This window comes from Streptomyces krungchingensis, from assembly GCF_054729265.1.
In genome coordinates this window covers 7,686,827-7,705,183 of sequence record NZ_JBPUKY010000001.1, presented here as the reverse complement: position 1 = coordinate 7,705,183, position 18,357 = coordinate 7,686,827, and the positions used below count along the sequence as shown (strand labels likewise).

The window sequence follows — 18,357 nt, the reverse complement described above, 5'->3', positions numbered from 1 at the left end:
TCGGCGCGGGCCCCTTCGCTGTCACTGGGGGTCGGGTCCCACCGCGACCGGACGGCTCCCGTCCCGGGACCACTCGGACCAGGAACCCACGTACAGGGCCGCGGGGATGCCTGCCACGGCGAGGGCCAGGACCTCGTGCGCGCCGGAGACGCCGGAGCCGCAGTAGACGCCCACCTCGGAAGTGGCAACGGCGCCCAGCGACTTGAAGCGGTCGGCGAGTTCGGCGGCGGGCAGGAACCGTCCGTCGACCTCGACGTTCTCCGTGGTCGGCGCGGAGACGGCGCCGGGGATGTGCCCGCCGACCGGGTCGATCGGCTCGACCTCCCCGCGGTAGCGCTCACCCGCGCGGGCGTCGAGCAGGACACCGGTACGGGCGAGCGCCGCCGCGCCGTCCGCGTCGAGCAGCGGGCGCGCACCCGGGGCCGGCGCGAAGCTTCCGGGCTCCGGCGCGGGCCGCTCCGAGGACACCGGCCCGTTCCAGGCGGCGAACCCTCCGTCGAGGACGCGTACCGACGGATGCCCCGAATAGCCCAGCAGCCACCAGGCGCGCGCGGCGGCCCAGCCCTGGCCGCCGTCGTACACGACGACATCGCGGTCCGCGGAGACGCCGGCGGCTCGCATCGCGGAGCCGAAGACCTCGAGATCGGGCAGGGGATGCCGCCCGGCCGCCCCGGCCGGACCGGCGAGTTCGGAATCCAGATCGACGAAGACGGCTCCCGGGATGTGCGCCTTCTCGTACTCGTCGCGCAGATTCGGGCCGCCCAACTGCCAGCGGACGTCGAGGAGGACCGGCGGGTTCGGTCCTGCCAGATCGCTCGCGAGTTCAGGTGCGGTGATGATGGCGTTCATGTCCACCATCCTCGCGCACGGGGTGGCCGCGTCGTCCAGCTCCGGCTACTCTGCTCGGCCGGACAGGTCCGATCACGAGGCGTACGGGATCGGGCACATGCTGTACAGCTGATGGACACCACCCGGCAATCGCGCCGAAACGGATGAGAAACGGCACTCCGGGCATCCTCCGGCCGGGGACCGCCGAGCGGCGGTGCGACCGGAGCGCGCGGTGGGACCGGTGGTGCGAACATCGGCACGGGGCTTGCACGGGCGCCACCGCGGTACCCGTGTTCGTAGGCGGAAGGTGACCGGCCACCGCGAGGGGCCGAGAAGAGAGTGACGATGACCGAGGCACGGGGGTCGACCGGCCTGAACGGCACCACGCACGCTCGGCACACACCCGGCACACCCTGCTGGGTGAGCCTGATGGTGCACGGGATGGCCGCGACCCAGGAGTTCTACGGACAGCTGTTCGGCTGGGAGTTCCGGCCGGGACCGCAGCAGCTCGGCCCGTACGTGCGGGCTCTGCTGGACGGTCACGAGGTGGCGGGGATCGGACAGCTGCCACCCGACCGGCATCTGCCCATCGCGTGGACGCCCTACCTCGCCTCGGACGACGTGGACGTGACCGCCGAGACGGTCCGGCACAGCGGCGGCACGGTGGGCGTGGGTCCCCTCGACGCCGGGGAGGCCGGGCGCATGGCGATCGCCTCGGACCCGACGGGCGCCGTCTTCGGCATCTGGCAGGCCGCCGCACACCTGGGCACGGGGATCACCGGGGTGCCCGGCACACCCGCGTGGAACGAGCTCGTGACCCGCGACACCGACAGCGTGGTCAAGTTCTACCAAGGGGTGTTCGGATACGAGCTGGAGCCGACCGTCTCGGCCGACTTCGACTATGTGACCCTGCACATCGAGGGCCACCCGGTGGCCGGCGTCCACGGCGTCGGGAACGCGCTGCCGCGCGACCGCGGACCGCACTGGCTGACGTACTTCGAGGTCGCGGACGTGGACGACGCCGCCCGGCATGTCGTCGAGCTCGGCGGGCATCTCCTCAAGTCCGCCCACGACTCGCCGTACGGGCGGGTGGCGACGGTGGCGGACCCCGAGGGCGCGATGTTCTCGCTCATCCACACCGACCGCCGGGAACCCTGACGGGCCTGGAGCCGGCCGGCCCCGGTGTCGTCCCGGGACCCGCGTTCCGCGAGGTCAGGCCGAGGCGACCGGCAGCACGTCCGGTGACAGGGCGCCCGCCCGGGCCGTCGCGGCCGTCATCCGACGGCGGTGGTGCCGGCGGCACAGCACCTCGTACCCGATGTCCTCGGACTGGTTGACGTCGCCGACGACGACCTGGGCGCCCTCGACGACCATCTCGCCGCCTATGGTGCGGGCGTTGTGGGTCGCGCGGGCGCCGCACCAGCACAGGGCCTCCACCTGGAGGACCTCGACCCGGTCGGCCAGCTCCACGAGCCGCTGGGAGCCGGGGAACAGCTTGGACCGGAAGTCGGTGGTGATCCCGAAGGCGTAGACGTCGAGGCCCAGGTCGTCCACCACACGGGCGAGCTGGTCGATCTGGGCGGGGGCGAGGAACTGCGCCTCGTCCGCGATCACGTAGTCCGCCCGGCCGCCCTGGGAGAGATGGTCGACCAGGTATCCGTACAGGTCCTGGTCGTCCGCGACCTCGACGGCGTCCGTGACGAGGCCCAGCCGGGAGGAGAGCTTGCCCTCGCCCGCCCGGTCGTCACGCGTGAAGATCATGCCCTGCAGGCCCCGCGCCGAGCGGTTGTGCTCGATCTGGAGAGCCAGTGTCGACTTCCCGCAGTCCATGGTTCCGGAGAAGAACACCAGCTCGGGCATGGGGAGTTGAGAACCTTTCGGCAACGGGAGCACGGGGCGGGGGTACGTGATCAGCGTACGGGAACAGCCTAGGAGCGTACGTGCAGGAGGGGCACGAGCTGCTCGGCGGGGGTCATCGAGCCGTGGTTGCCGACCATCGCGGACTCCTTCGGCTCCCGCTCGGACGCGATGATCAACACGTCGTCGCGGGCCGCCGCGACGACGTCGCCGATGCGGGCGTACACCCGCTCGTCGATCTGCGGGCCGAACCAGCCCGCGGCGATCGCCTCGTCCCGCGAGGCCACCCAGAACTGTTCGCCGAGCACCTCGCGCCAGCACGTCAGGACGTCCGCCGCGGCGCCCGGCACCGCGTAGACGTGGCGGGCGCGGCCCTCGCCGCCCAGCAGGGCGACCCCGGCGCGCAGCTCCCAGTCCTCGTCGAAGTCGATGCGGTGCTGCTCGCCGAACGGGATGTCGACCATGCCGTGGTCGGCGGTCACGTACAGCGCCGTGCGGGGCGGCAACTGCTCCGCGAGGCGCTGGACCAGCCGGTCGACGTACATGAGCTGGCCGCGCCAGGGGTCCGAGTCGACGCCGAAGCGATGGCCCTTGCCGTCCACCTCGGCGTAGTACGTGTAGACCAGCGAACGGTCCCCGGCAGCCAGTTGTTCGGCCGCGAGGTCCATGCGCTCCTCGCCGGACAGCCGTCCGTGGAACGTGCCGCCGGACAGCGCGATCTTCGTCAGGGGCGTGTTCTGGAAGGTGGGCGACGAGACCTGCGCGGTGTGCACGCCCGCCGCGTCCGCCAGCTGGAAGACCGTCGGATAGGGCTGCCAGGCGGTCGGCTCCGTCCACGGGTTCCAGCGGAGCTGGTTCATCAGCTCACCGGTCGCCGGATTGCGGGCGGTGTAGCCGGGCAGGCCGTGCGCGCCGGGCGGCAGGCCGGTCCCGACGGAGGCGAGCGAGGTCGCTGTGGTCGCGGGGTAACCCGCGGTGATGGGGCGGCCCGTGCCCCCTCGGGACGACGCCAGGAGGGACGCCATGAAGGGGGCCTCTTCGGGGTGGGCCTTGAGCTGCTCCCAGCCGAGACCGTCGATCAGGAAGACGCAGTTCCGGTCGGCCGCGTCCAGCTCCGGTATGGCGGCGGTCAGGCCGGGCACACCCATGCCCGCGGCCAGCGTGGGCAGCAGGTCCGCGAGGGAACCGGCGCCGTACTCCGGGACGGGTGCGGAGTCCAAGGCGAGCGGCTCCGGCTGGTCCCAGGCGGACGGCGGCGGGGCGGGCGCGAAACGCCCGCCCTCGTGGGCTGCGGAGGGGAACGGGTGCGACATCAGCGGGTGATGTCCGCGGTCGCCTCGGAGAGGGACTGCGCGAAGGCCAGGGCCTGGCGCACCGTCTCCGGGCCGTCGCCGGCCTCGCTGACACGCAGGCTCAGGTCGTCGGCCGTCGAATTGCCCGTGTAGCCGTGGTCCGCTTCACAGTTGGGGTCGCCGCAGGCGGCGGGCTCCAGGTCGATGCGGGAGACCGCGCCCCAGCCGATGGTCAGGACGACCTCGCGGGGCAGGGTGCCCGGGGTGTACGACTCCGGGTTCGCGACGACGCGGCTGACGACGACCGACGAGATCCGGCCGAGTTTCACCGACTCCGTCGACGTCGTGGCGTACGGCGTCGGGGAGGTGCTGTCGGCCGCCTGCTCGTCGGTGTGGCTCACGATGAAGCGGTTTCCGGTGAGGACGAGGACCGTGACGTGCCGGCGCACCTCATTGGCGTCGAACGTCGTCTCCTGGTGGACCAGGTACGACCGGATGGTCTCGCCGCCGATCGCGGCCTCCACCGCCTCGGCCACGAGGGCCGGGTAGTAGCCGCTGCGCTCGATCGCCGCTCGCAGCCCCTGGGTCGTCGTACTGGTCTTGGCCATGACGTCCATCCTACGGTGGCCCACTGACTGCGAGGCACCGCTCGCGGGTGTCCGTCGCGCACGGACCGGGCACCGGGCGGGCGCCGCGCGGATCACCCGCCGCGGGCCCGGACGGCGGCGGGGGTCAGACCACGGGGAGCGTGCGAGGACCGAGATCGTCGCGTACGGGGGCACGGGCCAGCCGCACGGTGGCGCCGAGCACGCTGAGGCCGTGCGGGGCGACCACCACGGGCTCCAGCGACACGGCGACCACCTCGGGGTGGTCGTCGACCAGCCGCGACACCCGCAGCAGCAGCTCTTCGAGGGCAGCCGTGTCGACCGGCGCTGAGCCCCGCCAGCCGAACAGCAGCGGCGCCGTCCTGATCGACCTGACCAGGGAGGTCGCCTCCCGGTCGGTGACCGGGACCAGCCGGTGCGCGGTGTCGCCGAGCAGCTCGGAGGCGGCCCCGGCGAGCCCGAAGGACAGGACCGCCCCCGCCGCCGGGTCGATGACGGCGCGTACGACGGTGTCCACTCCGCGCGGTGCCATCGCCTGGACGACGGGGCGCAGCTCCTGGGGCGTCCCGAACAGGTCGGTCAACTCCGAGTACGCCCGTCGCAGTTGCTCCTCGTCCGCCAGGTCGAGCCGGACTCCTCCCAGGTCGGCGCGGTGCCGCAGGTGCGGGGCGGTGGTCTTGAGGGCCACGGGATAGCCGAGGGTGCGCGCGGCCTGCACGGCGTCGTCGGGCGAGGGCGCGGGCAGGGCCCGGCGCACGTCGATGCCGTAGCGCCCGAGCAGGACGCAGGCCTCCTCCGTGCCGAGCGTCAGTCCCTCGCCTCGTGCGAGGAGGGCGTCGATCTGCGCGGCCGCCCCCTTCTCGTCGATGTCCTCGTACTCGGGCACCTTGCCGGGCTGGGCGGCGTCGCGTCGCCACTGGGCGTATCTGACGGCCTCGGCGAGGGCACGGACGGCGCGCTCGGCCGCGGGGTAGGCCGGGATGAGGCGGCGGTCCGGCACCGATGCGGATCCTGCCGGTGCGGGCGGCCCCTCGCCGGGCGGACCGGCGGCCCGCGACGCGGGCGGGCCCGAGGCGGCGGGGGTGCGGATGCCGTCCGCGGCTCCGGGAGCCGGGGCCGCGGTCTGGGGTGCGGTCTGGGGTGCGGTGCTCGCCGCCGCGGACAACGCCTCGGCGAGTCCGCCGAGCTCGACGTGCACGACCAGCACCGGCTTCGTGGGGGCCTCGGCGGAGGCCGAGCGCAGGGCCTCGGCGAGGGCCGCGTCCCGGGCGGACGTCTCCCCCACCGCCGGGATCGCCGTCACCACGACGGCGTCGCAGCCGCCCTCGGACAGGGCGTGGGCCAGCGCGCGCCGGAAGTCCTCCGCCGATGCCGCCGTGGTCAGGTCCAGGGGGGGCAGCGGACGCAGCCCCTGGGCGAGGCACGCGTCGTAGGTGAGGAGTCCCAGCGACTCCGAATTGCCGAGGATGGCCACCCGGGGACCCTGGGGCAGCGGCTGACGGGCCAGGAGCAGCCCGGCGTCGACCAGTTCGGTGATGGTGTCCACGCGGATCACCCCGGCCTGCCGCAGCAGGGCGGACACGGTGGCGTACGGCAGGCGGGTGGGCCGCACGGTGTGGCCGAGGGGCGCCACTCCGCCGTGCCGCGCGCCCTGCACCACGACCAGCGGCTTGGCCGCCGCCGTCCGGCGGGCCAGGCGCGTGAACTTGCGCGGGTTGCCGATGGATTCGAGGTACATGAGGGCGACGTCGGTGTCCGGGTCGTCGTACCAGTACTGGAGGACGTCGTTGCCCGAGACGTCCGCGCGGTTGCCCGAGGAGACGAAGGTGGACACGCCGGTCACACCGGTGACGCCGCCGCCGCGCCGGTGCAGCCGGGACAGCAGGGCGATGCCGATGGCGCCGGACTGGGCGAACAGCCCTATCCGCCCGGGGCGTGGCATCTCCGGGGCGAGCGAGGCGTTGAGCCGCACCTGCGGGGACGTGTTGATGACGCCGAAGGCGTTGGGGCCGATGATCCGCATGCCGTACGAGCGGGCCTGGCGCACCAGTTCGCGCTGGAGACGGCGTCCTTCGGGGCCGCTCTCCGCGTATCCGGCGGAGACCACCACGAGTCCCTGCACCCCGTGCACCCCGCACTCCGCGACGACCTCGGGGACGTACGGCGCGGGCACGGCGACGACCGCGAGGTCGACGGGCTCGGTGATGTCGCGCACGGAGCGATAGGCGGGGACTCCGTCGATTTCCTTCTCCTGGAACGCCTTGTTGACCGCGAAGAGGCGGCCCGTGAAGCCGGCGTCGCGGAGGTTGGCGAGGACGCTGCGGCCGACGCCGCCGGGGGTGCGGCCCGCGCCGATGACGGCGACCGAGCCGGGGGCGAGCAGCCGTTGCACGGACCTGGCCTCGGCGCGCTGCTCCCGCGCCCACTGGACGGCACGCGAGCGGTCGGTGGGTTCGAGGTCGAACTCCAGGCGTACGACGCCGTCCTCGAAGCTGCGCTTCTGGGTGTACCCGGCGTCCGTGAACACCTTGATCATCTTGTTGTTGGCGGGCAGCACCTCGGCGGCGAAGCGGCGGATACCGCGCTCACGGGCCACGGCGGCGATGTGTTCGAGGAGGGCCGAGGCGACACCGCGGCCCTGGTGGGCGTCCTGGACGAGGAAGGCGACCTCGGCCTCGTCGGCGGGGGCGGAGGCGGGCAGACCCTCGGCGTTGATGCGGTCGTAGCGTACGGTGGCGATGAACTCGCCGCCCACCGTGGCCGCGAGACCCACCCTGTCCACAAAGTCGTGGTGCGTGAAGCGGTGGACGTCCTTCGCGGACAGGCGCGGATACGGCGCGAAGAAGCGGTAGTACTTCGACTCGTCGGACACCTGCTCGTAGAAGCTGACCAGGCGCTCGGCGTCATCGACGGTGATGGGCCTGATGCGTGCGGTGCCGCCGTCGCGCAGCACCACGTCGGCTTCCCAGTGAGCGGGGTACGCGTGCCCGTCCGGCGAGGTCTGCATGGGCCCCAGAGTACGGCTCGCGTCCGACAACGGCGCGAGGCAGTCTGTGGAGGACGGAAGCCGGATCGAGGCCGCGATCCGGCGACACTCGGGACGGGACTCCGGACCGCTCCGGGCAGTCTTCACGATATGGGACACTGGTCTAGACAACCCTGAACACCGAAGGGCAGCATCACATGGCTGAGCGCCGCGTCAACGTCGGCTGGGCTGAGGGCCTCCACGCCCGCCCCGCCTCCATCTTCGTCCGGGCCGCCACGGCCTCCGGCATCCCCGTGACGATCGCCAAGGCCGACGGCAACCCCGTCAACGCGGCCTCCATGCTCGCGGTCCTCGGCCTGGGCGCCCAGGGCGGCGAGGAGATCGTCCTCGCCTCCGACGCCGAGGGTGCGGACACCGCCCTCGACCGCCTTGCCAAGCTCGTCGCCGAGGGGCTCGAGGAGCTCCCGGAGACCGTCTGAGCGCATTGCCGGTGACGGCGGCCTTCGCCCCGAAAGGCGAAAGAACGCCGTCCCGCACATCCGCCGAAGGGCTCGTCCGAGAATCTCGGACGAGCCCTTTGCTTTTCCCGTTTCCGGGCAGCAGAAATAATCCCCCGCGAATTACTCCTCTTTGTATACGGCGCGCGTGTTAATGCCGCGCGCTCGTCATGTTTACGGGATGTTGCGAAGTCCTCACACGTTCCGCCCGGTCCTTGCCGCCGGGAAAACGGAGCCGATGCGAGGACGTCGCGCGCTCCGCGTGCAGAGCCGTGATCGACCGCGCCCGCTCGCTGTCGCCCCGCGCGACGGCGTCCACGATCCCGCCGTGCTCCGCCCAGGACTCCGCCGGGCCGGCCGACACCTCCACGGTGTACATCCAGGCGATCTTGTGCCGTAGCTGGGCGAGCGCGGAGGTCAGCGCCGGACTGCCGGAGGCCTGCGCGAGGGTCTCGTGGAACCAGCCGCCCAAGGAGCGCAGATCCTCGCTGTGCCCCCTCCTGGCGCGCTCCTGGCCGAGCCTGACCAGGCCCCGGAGCACCTTCAGGTGGGCCTCGGTGCGACGCTGGGCGGCCCGCGCGGCACCCAGCGGCTCCAGCAGCATCCGCATCTCCAGCAGGTCCGACGCCTCCTGCTCGGTCGGCTCGGCGACGCACGCGCCCGCGTGCCGCCGGGTGACGACGAAGCCCTCGGCCTCCAGGGTGCGCAGCGCTTCGCGCACGGGGACGCGCGAGACGCCGTAGCGGCGGGCGAGCAGTTCCTCGGTGAGCCGGCTGCCGCGCTCGTAGACACCCGCGACGATGTCGTCACGGATCGCCGTGCATACCGAGTGCGCCGGAATACGCATGACCGGACCTCCGCTTTAATGCCCGCGAAACGCCATCGATTGACGCCTGTTCAGTGACTCTATTGCAGGCAGCCGGAATTTCCGACGGGAGGCCGGAATCCATGGATATTTTTTGGACAGGTGCCCGGCCGAAACGACGATGCCCCGGCTCGGCGAGCCGGGGCATCCGAAGTTGTGAAGAAGTCGCGGAGCGGACGTCGGTGGTTCACGCCGCGCGTGGCGGCGCGTCGGGCGTCCGCGCCCCGCGTGCGAAGGTGCGTCAGACGCTCACACCGCGCGCGCGGAGGTAGCCGACGGGGTCCATGTCCGATCCGTACTCCGCGGTCGTACGGGCCTCGAAGTGGAGGTGCGGTCCGGTGGTGTTCCCGGTCGACCCGGAGAGGGCGATCTGCTGCCCCGGGGTGACCGCCTGGCCGACGGAGACGCCGATGGACGACAGGTGGCCGTACATGGTGTACGTGCCGTCGTGCATCTTGATCACGACCTGGTTGCCGTAGGCGCCACCCCAGCCGGCCGTGACGACCGTGCCCGAGCCGACGGCGTGGACCGGGGTGCCGGACGCCGCGTGGAAGTCGACGCCGGTGTGGCTGCCGGAGGACCAGAGGCTGCCACCGGTCTTGTAGCCCGTGGAGACGTACGAGCCGGTGATCGGCAGGACGAAGGAGTTGAGGCGCTTGCGCTCGGCCTCACGGGCGGCGCGCTCCTTGGCCTCACGCTTCTTCTTGGCCTCCTCGGCGGCCCGCTTGCGGGCGGCCTCCTCGGCCTTCTTCAGCGCCGCGGCCTCGTCGGCGGCGCGCTGCTGCGCCACGGCCTGCTCGTCGATCTGCTCGGCGACCGAGTCGCCGAGGGTGACGACCGGGGTCAGTCCGGTCTGCTCGACGGAGGGCTCCGCGGCGAGCGCGGGTGCGGCCAGCGCCCCGACGACGCCGGTGGTGGTGAGCGCCGCGACGCCGACGGCGTTCGTGGTGGTGCGCTTCACGCGGCTCGGACGACGATGCTTCCCGGTGCCACAGGTGAACGCCATGTAGGGGCTGGTCCTTTCCTTCCTTCTCGCCTACCGGGTTAGCTGACGGGTTCGGAGCAGGAAGGTCTCCTACGGACCCCCTCCGGGAGGGCGTCCGATTCACCCCAGGGACTGCGTATGGGTCCCCGGCTCCCCTGGCTCGCGCCGTTCGGGGACTCGGCGATGACTGTCCGGTGCCGCGGGCGCGGCGCACTGCTTGGCGGACAGCCGGATCGACGCTAGACGGGGCGTCTTTCAAACAACAAACGGATCACGGTTTTTGTAGTGCATGCCACAGGGCAGACGGGCAACCTCTCTACCAATACGGACAAATTGAGGAGGAAGTCCGGACAAAGCGAGGCCCAGGTGACGCATGCGTCACCTGGGCCTCCGAGATGCCACGCCGCTCTACTCGGCCGTCACGACGGTCACTTCACCGATTCCGAGGGCCTCGACGGGCTCCTTGATCTGCTCGGCGTCGCCCACCAGGACCGTCACCAGCCGGTCGACCGGGAAGGCGTTCACGACGGCCGCGGTGGCCTCCACGGTGCCCGTCGCGGCCAGCTGCTGGTACAGCGTCGCCTGGTAGTCGTCGGGCAGGAACTGCTCGACCTGGTCCGCGAGCGTGCTCGCCACGGCCGCCGCGGTCTCGAACTTCAGGGGCGCGACACCGACCAGGTTCTGCACGGCGACGTCCCGCTCCGCGTCGGTCAGACCCTCCGCGGCAAGGGTGCGCAGCACCTTCCACAGGTCGTCGAGCGCCGGACCCGTGTTCGGGGTGTCCACGGAGCCGCTGATGGCCAGCATCGCCACGCCCGTGGTGCCCGCGGAGGACGACGGCGCGGCCCGCAGGACCTGGCCGAACGCCCGTACGCCGTAGGTGTATCCCTTCTCCTCGCGCAGGACCCGGTCCAGACGCGAGGTGAGGGTGCCGCCGAGGCAGTAGGTGCCGAGCACCTGGGCGGGCCACACACGGTCGTGCCGGTCGGCCCCCACACGTCCGATGAGCAGCTGCGTCTGGACGGCGCCGGGCCGGTCGACGATGATCACGCGGCCCGTGTCGTCGGCGCTCACCGGCGGCACCGGGCGCGGCTCGGCGGACGAGCCGGTCCAGGAGCCGAGCGTGTCGCCGAGCAGTTCGTCGACGTCGACGCCGGTGAGGTCACCGACGATGACCGCGGTCCCGGTCGCGGGACGCACGTGCTTCTCGTAGAAGGCGCGCACGGCCGCCGAGTCGATGTTCCCGACGGTCTCCTCGGTGCCCTGCCGCGGGCGCGACATGCGCGAGGTCGACGGGAACAGCTCCTTGGAGAGCTCCTTGGCGGCGCGGCGGGCCGGATTGGCCGACTCGTGCGGGATCTCGTCCAGCCGGTTGCGCACCAGCCGCTCGACCTCGCTGTCCTCGAACGCCGGTGCCCGCAGGGCGTCGGCCAGCAGACCGAGCGCCTTGGGCAGGCGGGAGACGGGGACTTCGAGCGACAGACGCACACCGGGGTGGTCCGCGTGCGCGTCGAGCGTCGCGCCGCAGCGCTCCAGCTCCGCGGCGAACTCCTCGGCGGAGTGCTTGTCCGTGCCCTCCGAGAAGGCCCGCGCCATGATGGTGGCGACGCCGTCCAGACCGGCCGGCTCGGCCTCCAGGGGCGCCGCGAGCAGCACCTCGACGGCGACGACCTGCTGGCCGGGGCGGTGGCAGCGCAGCACCGTCAGGCCGTTGTCCAGCGTGCCGCGCTCGGGGGCCGGGAACGCCCAGGGCTTGGCCTCGCCCGCCTGGGGCTGCGGGTGGAAATCCATGCTCGCGAGCTCGGTCACTTCGCCGACTCCTCGTCCTCGTCGGTGGTTTCGGCGGCCTGAGCGGCCTCGGCGATCGGCTCGTAGACGAGCACCGCGCGGTTGTCGGGGCGCAGCCGGGCCTTGGCGACCTCCTGGACCTCCTCGGCGGTGACGGCGAGGACGCGCTGCACGGCGGTCAGGGCGAGCTGCGGGTCGCCGAACAGGACGGCGAACCGGCAGAGTTCGTCGGCGCGGCCCGCGACCGTGCCCAGCCGGTCCAGCCACTCGCGCTCCAGCTGGGCCTGCGCCCGCTCCATCTCCTCGGCGGTGGGGCCCTCCTCGGCGAACCGGGCGAGCTCCGCGTCGACGGCGGCCTCGATGACCGGGACCTCGACGTCGCCGGACGTCTTCACGTCGAGCCACCCCAGGGAGGGCGCTCCGGCGAGCCTGAGCAGGCCGAACCCGGCCGCGACGGCGGTGCGGTCGCGGCGGACCAGCCGGTTGTAGAGACGGGACGACTCGCCGCCGCCGAGGACGGTGAGGGCGAGGTCGGCCGCGTCGCACGCGCGCGTGCCGTCCTCCGGGAGCCGGTAGGCGGCCATCAGGGCGCGCGCCGGGACCTCTTCCTCGACGACCTCGCGCAGCTGCTCGCCGATGACGTCGGGCAGCGAGCCGTCGCGCGGCGCGGGCTTGCCGTCATGTCCGGGGATCGAACCGAAGTACTTCTCGATCCAGGCGAGCGTCTGCTGCGGATCGATGTCACCGACGACCGACAGGACCGCGTTGTTGGGCGCGTAGTACGTGCGGAAGAACGCGCGCGCGTCCTCCAGGGTGGCGGCGTCCAGGTCCGCCATCGACCCGATGGGGGTGTGGTGGTACGGGTGGCCCTCGGGGTAGGCCAGCGCGGTCAGCTTCTCGAACGCGGTGCCGTACGGGACGTTGTCGTAGCGCTGACGACGCTCGTTCTTCACGACGTCGCGCTGGTTCTCCATCGACTCGTCGTCGAGCGCGGCGAGCAGCGAGCCCATGCGGTCGGCCTCCAGCCAGAGGGCGAGCTCCAGCTGGTGGGCGGGCATGGTCTCGAAGTAGTTGGTGCGCTCGAAGCTCGTCGTGCCGTTGAGCGAACCGCCGGCGCCCTGGACGAGCTCGAAGTGGCCGTTGCCGTGGACCTGCTTGGAGCCCTGGAACATCAGGTGCTCGAAGAGGTGAGCAAGTCCGGTACGGCCGTTGACCTCGTGGCGCGAGCCGACGTCGTACCAGAGGCACACCGCCGCGACCGGGGTCAGGTGGTCCTCGGAGAGCACCACGCGAAGGCCGTTGGCCAGGCGGTGCTCGGTCGCTGTCAGGCCGCCGGAGCCTGCCTCGGCTGTGGCCGTGTGACCCATGGGCATGTACGTCCCTTCGATCGCGGAAAACTGCCTTTTCCTGTCGGTCCTGCCACTGTATGCAAGCGCGCGGAAAGCTGGCGAAGTTCCCGCACCCCGTACGCCGAGAGCGAGACTCACGTGTACTACGGTCCCTGCCGGGCGAGTCGGCGGGACACGCCGCGGACGGAAACCCCGGTGTGCCGTGGGCAGACTTCCCGGCACGGCGTGGCCGCGTCTCCCGGCATGCCGTGGACGCGGCCGGGAAATCGGCGAGGGCAGGTCCGGGGACCGGTCGTGGACGGGTCGTGGGACCGTCGTGGACAGTGCCGGTGATTGTCTTCGCGAGGACCGGGGACTCGTCACCGACCAGGTCCGGGACCTGTCACGGAAGGGTCGTGAGACCCGCTACGGACGGGTCGCGGTCCACGTTGTCAGTGGGGCGGTCCACAATGGTCCGCGTCAGATCCCGTTCATGCCCCGGCAGAGACTGTGAAGGAGCCGCAGCAGCGATGGCCCGCCGCAGCACGAAGACCCCGCCGCCCGACGACTCGTACGAGGAGAAGATCCTCGACATCGACGTCGTGGACGAGATGCAGGGCTCCTTCCTTGAGTACGCGTACTCGGTCATCTACTCGCGAGCCCTGCCGGACGCCCGGGACGGGCTCAAGCCCGTGCACCGCCGCATCGTCTACCAGATGAACGAGATGGGCCTGCGCCCCGACCGCGGCTATGTGAAGTGCGCCCGCGTCGTCGGCGAGGTCATGGGTAAGCTCCACCCGCACGGCGACGCGTCGATCTACGACGCGCTGGTGCGCCTGGCCCAGCCCTTCTCGATGCGCCTGCCGCTGGTCGACGGCCACGGCAACTTCGGCTCGCTGGGCAACGACGACCCGCCGGCCGCGATGCGTTACACCGAGTGCCGGATGGCCGACGCCACGTCACTGATGACCGAGTCCATCGACGAGGACACGGTCGATTTCACGCCGAACTACGACGGCCAGGAGCAGGAGCCCGGGGTCCTCCCCGCCGCGTATCCGAACCTCCTGGTCAACGGCTCGCAGGGCATCGCCGTCGGCATGGCCACCAACATGCCGCCGCACAACCTCAGCGAGGTGATCGCCGCCGCCCGGCACCTCATCCGCCATCCCGGCGCCGACCTCGACACGCTGATGAAGTACGTCCCGGGCCCCGACCTGCCCACGGGCGGCCGGATCGTCGGCCTCTCCGGCATCAGGGACGCGTACGAGAACGGCCGGGGCACCTTCAAGATCCGCGCCACGGTCTCCGTGGAGAACGTGACCGCGCGCCGCAAGGGCCTCGTCGTCACCGAACTGCCCTTCACCGTCGGCCCGGAGAAGGTGATCTCGAAGATCAAGGACCTGGTCGGCTCGAAGAAGCTCCAGGGCATCGCGGACGTCAAGGACCTCACCGACCGCGCGCACGGACTGCGCCTGGTCATCGAGGTCAAGAACGGCTTCGTGCCGGAGGCCGTCCTCGAACAGCTCTACAAGCTGACGCCGATGGAGGAGTCCTTCGGCATCAACAACGTGGCACTGGTGGACGGTCAGCCGCTCACCCTGGGCCTCAAGGAGCTCCTGGAGGTCTACCTCGACCACCGCTTCGAGGTCGTCCGCCGCCGCAGCGAGTTCCGTCGCGGCAAGAAGCGCGACCGGCTGCACCTGGTCGAGGGTCTCCTCGTCGCCCTGCTGGACATCGACGAGGTCATCCGCCTCATCCGCTCCAGCGAGAACTCCGCGCAGGCCAAGGAGCGCCTGATCGAGCGGTTCTCGCTCTCCGAGGTGCAGACGCAGTACATCCTCGACACGCCGCTGCGCCGGCTCACCAAGTTCGACCGCATCGAGCTGGAGTCGGAGCGCGACCGGCTGAACGGCGAGATCGACGAGCTCACCGGGATCCTGGAGTCGGACACGGAGCTGCGCAAGCTCGTCTCCGCCGAACTGGCCGCGGTCGCCAAGAAGTTCGGCACCGACCGGCGCACCGTGCTCCTCGAGTCCGCGGGCACGCCCGCCGCGGCGGTCCCGCTCCAGGTGGCGGACGACCCGTGCCGGGTGCTGCTGTCCTCCACGGGCCTGCTGGCGCGCACGGCGAACGGCGACGCGTTCGCGGACGCCGCGGAGGCCCGGCGCACCAAGCACGACGTGATCGTCTCCGCGGTGCCCGCGACGGCGCTCGGCGAGGTGGGCGTGGTCACGTCCTCCGGCCGTCTGCTGCGGCTGAACGTGATCGACCTCCCGCAGCTGCCGGAGACGGCCACGGCGCCCAACCTCTCCGGAGGCGCACCCGTCTCGGAGTTCCTGTCCTCCCTGGAGGCGGACGAGACGGTGGTGTGCCTGACGACGCTCGACGAGTCGTCGCCGGGACTGGCCATCGGCACGGAACAGGGTGTCGTCAAGCGCGTGGTCCCCGACTACCCGTCGAACAAGGAGGAGTTGGAGGTCATCGCGCTCAAGGACGGCGACCGCATCGTCGGCGCCGCGGAGCTGCGCACCGGTGAGGAGGACCTCGTCTTCATCACGGACGACGCCCAGCTGCTGCGCTACCAGGCCTCGCAGGTCCGCCCGCAGGGCCGGGCGGCGGGCGGCATGGCGGGCATCAAACTCACCGACGGCGCCAAGGTGATCTCCTTCACCGCGGTCGACCCCGCGGTCGACGCGGTGGTGTTCACGGTCGCGGGCTCCCGCGGCACCCTGGACGACTCCGTCCAGACCACGGCCAAGCTCACCCCGTTCGACCAGTACCCGCGCAAGGGCCGCGCCACGGGTGGTGTGCGCTGCCAGCGGTTCCTGAAGGGCGAGGACTGCCTGTCGCTGGCCTGGGCCGGCGCGACGCCCGCTCGGGCCGCGCAGAAGAACGGCACACCGGTCGAGCTGCCGGACGTCGACCCGCGCCGCGACGGCTCGGGCGTGTCCCTGGCGAAGACGGTGGCCGTGGTGGCGGGCCCGGTGTAGTCCGCCGGCCCTCTCCTCCCGGAGGTCAGGGCCCCTGGCCACCGCGTCTCAGCGGTCGGGGTCCGTGTCGGGGTCCGTGTCGTCGGGGGCCTGTACGTAGCGGAGGACGCCCCACATGCTGTGCTCGTCGGCGTGTGGGGCGTCCTCGTTGCATGCCTCCAGCTCCTTGGCCAGAGCCGCCGCGTCGATGCCGGAGCCGATCAGGACGAGCCGGGTGAGGCGCTCCTCGGCGCGGGCCCAGGGTTCCGGGTAGAAGCGCAGGAACCGTCCGACGGCGTGGACGGCGTAACGGTTGGCGCTGTCCTGGACGCCGAAGTCGACGTACCCCTTGATGCGGTAGAGACCCTCCGGCCGGCTGTCGAGGAAGGCCATCAGCCTCCGCGGGTCGAGCGGCACCTCGGAGCTGAAGGAGACGGACTCGTAGGCGGAGTGCAGATGCCCGGTGTGACCGGGCGCCGCGCGCCCGTGGCCGTCCTGCCCCTCCTCCTGCTCCTGCCCGTGCTCGCCCTCGTCGTGCAGATCGTCGAAGGACAGCTGTCCGACGCGTTCCTCGCTGGGCCGGCAGTCGAACAGGAACTCCGGATCGATACGACCGTACGTGGCGGGGACGACGGCGGCGCGCCCGGCGAGTTCCCGGACGGTGCGGAGCACTCGTTCTCCGTCGGCGGCGCGGTCGACCTTGTTGACGACGACGAGGTCGGCGATGCCGAGGTGCCGGTCGATCTCGGGATGCCGTTCCCGGGTGGAGTCGAACTCGGCCGCGTCGACGACCTCGACGAGCCCCCCGTACACGATCCCCGGGTGCTCGCTGGCGAGCACCATCCGCACGAGTTCCTGGGGCTCGGCCAGTCCGCTCGCCTCGATGACGATGACGTCGACGCGCGCCGAGGGCTGGGCGAGCCGTGTCAGGTACTGGTCGAGCTCGCCGGCGTCGACGGCGCAGCAGAGGCACCCGTTGCCCAGTGAGACGGTCGAGTCGCCCAGCGCCCCGGCCACCGCCATGGCATCGATCTCGATCGCCCCGAAGTCGTTGACGACGGCCGCGATACGGCTGCCGCCGCTGCGGTGCAGGAGGTGGTTGAGCAGCGTGGTCTTTCCTGAGCCGAGGAACCCGGCGAGCACGACGACGGGAATCTGCCCGGGCACACCCGGCGCGTTCGGCGGACGCTCGGGACTGGACGGCTGGCTCAACGGGCGACCTCTTTCACACCGGTACGTGCACCGGCTCGCGGACCGGCTCCCGTACGAGCACGGCTCACACACCGGCACGCGTAGGGACAATCAATGCCGACCCAGCATACGAGTGGGGGGAAACGCCCCGAAGTGAACGATTGTTAGCGGCGCTCGCGGGGCACACGTTGGACATGGCGCCGGGATACACGACCCGCACTTCCCTCCGTGCGCCTCCTCTCCGCCTCCCTGCCGATCAGAGCCGCTCGGCAACACTGGGAGACGGCAAGCGCGCCGCCCACCGCTCGCCGGTCCGCTCCCTGTCGCCCCACCACCGACGACCGGCGCAAGGTCGCCTGATTCGGGGGTTGACATGACCACACAGAGGACCGGCATACGGGGCTTGCGTGCCGTCGCCGCAGCGGGGATGGGTGTGGTGACGGGGGTCGCCACCACGCTGGCCGCGCAGCGGCACGCGCTCGACGCGCTGCGCCTGCGCATCGAGTACCTGGAGCAGCAGGCACAGACCCAGCACGACACCAATCGCGCCCTCCAGCAGCGCCTGCACTGGGAACTGCTGAGCAAGGCCATGGACGACCCCGAACTGGCGGAGGTGCTGGACACCTACGACGAGCCCTTCTCGACGAAGAAGCAGCGTCAGTTCCTCTTCGCCAACGCCCTCTACACCAATGCCCTCTGCTACTACCGGATCGGCAACATCAGCCGGGAAGAGTTCTTCGGCTTTGTCCGCGGCATCCTGCAGAATCGCATCTTCCGCGAGTACTGGTACGCCACCCGGCCGCACCGCGCGACCCTCATCGACTCGTCCGAGGAGGCCGAGCTGGGGCGCATGGTCGACGACCTGCTGCGTCAACTCGAAGAGACCGACATAGACGAGTGGTGGGTCGTGGGGGAGCCTCCCACGACCTAGTGCGACCCACGGCGCGCCGTGGATTCCTTCCGCGCGCCGGGGAATCACACCACCGTGCCAGGGGATCACACCGTCGGGCGATAACGAACTCGTAAATTGAGCCGTTGCTGCTGTTGCCAACAGGGTTGACTGCTCGCGATCGCGAAAGGGTCACCCCCACCGAACAGTCGCTCCATGCCGCCGGTCGTCGAGGTAGCAGCCCCACAGGGTCGCATCGCGCCGCGCAGCCACAGCG

At 71.5% G+C, this 18,357-nt stretch carries 14 protein-coding genes and 1 riboswitch; of the genes, 4 read left to right on the top strand and 10 right to left on the bottom strand.

Features of this window, described 5'->3' with window-relative positions; genetic code table 11:
• Positions 1 to 21: 21 nt before the first annotated feature.
• A complete protein-coding gene (locus ACSYGO_RS33730; RefSeq protein ID WP_460388774.1) occupies positions 22 to 849 on the bottom strand; it encodes a sulfurtransferase in 828 nt (275 codons plus the stop codon).
• 324 nt (positions 850 to 1,173) lie between these two features.
• Here ACSYGO_RS33730 and ACSYGO_RS33725 point away from each other — a divergent pair, with 324 nt between their 5' ends.
• Positions 1,174 to 1,986: a VOC family protein gene (locus ACSYGO_RS33725; protein ID WP_435223568.1), complete on the top strand. Its 813-nt coding sequence runs from the start codon at positions 1,174 to 1,176 to the stop codon at positions 1,984 to 1,986.
• Between the two features lie 54 nt (positions 1,987 to 2,040).
• On the opposite strand, the gene ACSYGO_RS33720 is transcribed toward ACSYGO_RS33725, so the two are convergent.
• The 4 genes from ACSYGO_RS33720 to ACSYGO_RS33705 all read right to left on the bottom strand — a co-directional run bounded on the left by ACSYGO_RS33720 (position 2,041) and on the right by ACSYGO_RS33705 (position 7,589).
• Entirely contained in the window at positions 2,041 to 2,688 is a 648-nt protein-coding gene (locus ACSYGO_RS33720) for a thymidine kinase (RefSeq protein ID WP_028802266.1), read from the bottom strand.
• 68 nt (positions 2,689 to 2,756) lie between these two features.
• On the bottom strand, positions 2,757 to 3,998 hold the full coding sequence (locus ACSYGO_RS33715; protein WP_460388772.1) for an alkaline phosphatase family protein: 1,242 nt from the start codon (positions 3,996 to 3,998) through the stop codon (positions 2,757 to 2,759).
• Positions 3,998 to 4,585, bottom strand: a complete 588-nt coding sequence (locus tag ACSYGO_RS33710) for a DUF5998 family protein (RefSeq protein WP_426680973.1) — start codon at positions 4,583 to 4,585, stop codon at positions 3,998 to 4,000. Before ACSYGO_RS33710 ends, ACSYGO_RS33715 begins: the two co-directional genes overlap by 1 nt.
• A gap of 124 nt (positions 4,586 to 4,709) precedes the next feature.
• Positions 4,710 to 7,589, bottom strand: a complete 2,880-nt coding sequence (locus ACSYGO_RS33705) for a bifunctional acetate--CoA ligase family protein/GNAT family N-acetyltransferase (RefSeq protein ID WP_460388770.1) — start codon at positions 7,587 to 7,589, stop codon at positions 4,710 to 4,712.
• Between the two features lie 176 nt (positions 7,590 to 7,765).
• Between ACSYGO_RS33705 and ACSYGO_RS33700 the strand changes: the two genes are divergently transcribed.
• On the top strand, positions 7,766 to 8,047 hold the full coding sequence (locus ACSYGO_RS33700) for an HPr family phosphocarrier protein (protein WP_426680975.1): 282 nt from the start codon (positions 7,766 to 7,768) through the stop codon (positions 8,045 to 8,047).
• A gap of 169 nt (positions 8,048 to 8,216) precedes the next feature.
• Here the strand turns inward: ACSYGO_RS33700 and ACSYGO_RS33695 are convergent, their stop codons facing one another.
• The 4 genes from ACSYGO_RS33695 to ACSYGO_RS33680 all read right to left on the bottom strand — a co-directional run bounded on the left by ACSYGO_RS33695 (position 8,217) and on the right by ACSYGO_RS33680 (position 13,076).
• Positions 8,217 to 8,912: a GntR family transcriptional regulator gene (locus ACSYGO_RS33695; RefSeq protein WP_426680976.1), complete on the bottom strand. Its 696-nt coding sequence runs from the start codon at positions 8,910 to 8,912 to the stop codon at positions 8,217 to 8,219.
• Positions 8,913 to 9,171: 259 nt separating this feature from the next.
• Positions 9,172 to 9,936 (bottom strand): M23 family metallopeptidase, encoded by a 765-nt coding sequence (locus ACSYGO_RS33690; protein WP_432174391.1) that lies wholly within the window; start codon positions 9,934 to 9,936, stop codon positions 9,172 to 9,174.
• A gap of 13 nt (positions 9,937 to 9,949) precedes the next feature.
• A riboswitch (cyclic di-AMP (ydaO/yuaA leader) is annotated at positions 9,950 to 10,108 on the bottom strand.
• 215 nt (positions 10,109 to 10,323) lie between these two features.
• On the bottom strand, positions 10,324 to 11,724 hold the full coding sequence (locus tag ACSYGO_RS33685) for a M16 family metallopeptidase (RefSeq protein ID WP_426680978.1): 1,401 nt from the start codon (positions 11,722 to 11,724) through the stop codon (positions 10,324 to 10,326).
• Positions 11,721 to 13,076: a M16 family metallopeptidase gene (locus tag ACSYGO_RS33680; protein ID WP_426680979.1), complete on the bottom strand. Its 1,356-nt coding sequence runs from the start codon at positions 13,074 to 13,076 to the stop codon at positions 11,721 to 11,723. Before ACSYGO_RS33680 ends, ACSYGO_RS33685 begins: the two co-directional genes overlap by 4 nt.
• 485 nt (positions 13,077 to 13,561) lie before the next feature.
• On the opposite strand from ACSYGO_RS33680, the gene ACSYGO_RS33675 reads away from it, so the two are divergent.
• Positions 13,562 to 16,021: a DNA gyrase/topoisomerase IV subunit A gene (locus tag ACSYGO_RS33675; protein ID WP_432188410.1), complete on the top strand. Its 2,460-nt coding sequence runs from the start codon at positions 13,562 to 13,564 to the stop codon at positions 16,019 to 16,021.
• A 48-nt stretch (positions 16,022 to 16,069) separates the two neighbouring features.
• Here ACSYGO_RS33675 and ACSYGO_RS33670 read toward each other — a convergent pair whose 3' ends face one another.
• The gene (locus tag ACSYGO_RS33670) at positions 16,070 to 17,212 is read right to left on the bottom strand and encodes a CobW family GTP-binding protein (protein WP_460388767.1); all 1,143 of its coding nucleotides are present in this window, start codon (positions 17,210 to 17,212) and stop codon (positions 16,070 to 16,072) included.
• 352 nt (positions 17,213 to 17,564) lie between these two features.
• Here ACSYGO_RS33670 and ACSYGO_RS33665 point away from each other — a divergent pair, with 352 nt between their 5' ends.
• Entirely contained in the window at positions 17,565 to 18,122 is a 558-nt protein-coding gene (locus ACSYGO_RS33665) for a DUF6082 family protein (RefSeq protein ID WP_460388766.1), read from the top strand.
• Positions 18,123 to 18,357 lie beyond the last annotated feature (235 nt).